Raw genomic sequence first — 1,486 nt, 5'->3', positions numbered from 1 at the left:
TAGTTGACCAGGGCGTAGTCCCGGTTCAGCCGTGCACGTTGGTGGAACCAGCGTGCACGGGCCTGGTGACGGCGGCGCCAGTTGAGCCAGTGTGTGTCGTGGCCGGGCGGTTTCGGGTGTTGGAGGGCGTCGGCGAGTAGTCGTTTGACCTCGGGGATGGTCAGCGGGATCATTCCGGGCTCGGGTGGTGGGGGCTGGTCGGGTGTGCTCGGTGGTGGAGCCTGGGTGTCGGTGCGGTCGGCGAGGTGGGCGGCGGTGACCGCGCAGACCGCGAGGGCGGCGATGACCAGCACGGTGTGACGCTGGATCGCGGTGTAGAGCCGGGCCTGGCACTGATCCAGGCCGAAGCTGTCCTTGCTGAACCTGAAGTCTTCCTCGACCGGCCAGCGCAGCCCGGCGGCGCGGATGAGTCTTGTCTTGGTCAGGGGCTGCCCCTCAGGCACGTAGCAGTAGTGGAAGGCCAGCTCACCGCTGCGTAGATGTCGGCGGATCAGCAGATGATGGCGGGGCGAGGCGGTGGCGATCCATGCCCAGGCGTACCAGCGCTGTCCTTTCGACCCGGTGCCGGCCGAGCGGACTTCCCACCGACGTTTACTCTTGGCCAGCCGTTTGACGGCCTTCGCGCAGGTCAGCTTGTCACCGGAGGGCAGGCCGATCACGAAGCTGGAGGCGACCCGCAGCACGTACGCCTGCCCGTGGGACTCGAAGAACTCCCGCAACTGTGTGCAGTTGCCGTACACCTCGTCCCCGCAGGCGAAGTCGAACACCAGACCGTCGACGTACGCATCAGCGCAGATATCGATGGCCAACTGGCCCTTGGTGCGGAACGCCAGCTCCGACGGCAGTCCCATACCGGCCGAGACCCGCGGGTCGGTGATGTGTTCGGCCGGGATCCACTGGCGTGCGCCGATCAACGCGTGTCCGGTCCTTTCCCGGACGTAGGACAGGTGCACGGTGTTGATTCCGTTCGCGACTCGACCCGCGCACCCCATGTACTGCCGCTTCACCCCGCACGTCGACCTACCCTGCTTGGGCTGACCCGTCTCGTCCAACGCCGCGATGACGAGGCCACGGCGCCGTCCGCGGTCCGCCGCCGCGTCCAGACCAGCGGCCGCAAACCGCCGGACCTGACTCATCGCCGCCGTCGTGTCCCAGACCGCCCGGTTCAGCAGCCGCTGCGTACGGTCCGGCGTGGCGTCCCCAGCATGCTCGGCGATAGTCCACCCGTTGCGTTTCGGCACCTGGCTGACCAGCGCCGACACGTACCGGCCCGCGTGCTGCCACGTCTGCGTCCGGACGAAACACGACCGCAGCCGCTCCAACAACTGGCCCCGTACGCGTACCGCCTGTCCAGCCGCTACCCTGGCAGCAGCAGCCGCCTTCGATCCTGTAGTCCTCACAAACACATGATCAACAGGCGGCTGCGTCCACGTTACACACCCCCACCACATCCCACGAGGTCAGACCGCCAATGGCGGCTGCCGTA

Annotated in this window: 1 protein-coding gene; it reads right to left on the bottom strand. The window is 67.5% G+C overall.

What is annotated here, in order from left to right:
* On the bottom strand, positions 1 to 1,400 hold a 1,400-nt coding region (locus ABNF97_RS33875; protein ID WP_502930593.1), incomplete at its 3' end, for an IS701 family transposase.
* Positions 1,401 to 1,486: the final 86 nt, after the last annotated feature.

The organism is Plantactinospora sp. B6F1 (assembly GCF_040120695.1).
Lineage (GTDB): Bacteria > Actinomycetota > Actinomycetes > Mycobacteriales > Micromonosporaceae > Plantactinospora.
This window is presented reverse-complemented; position numbering and strand designations above follow the sequence as displayed.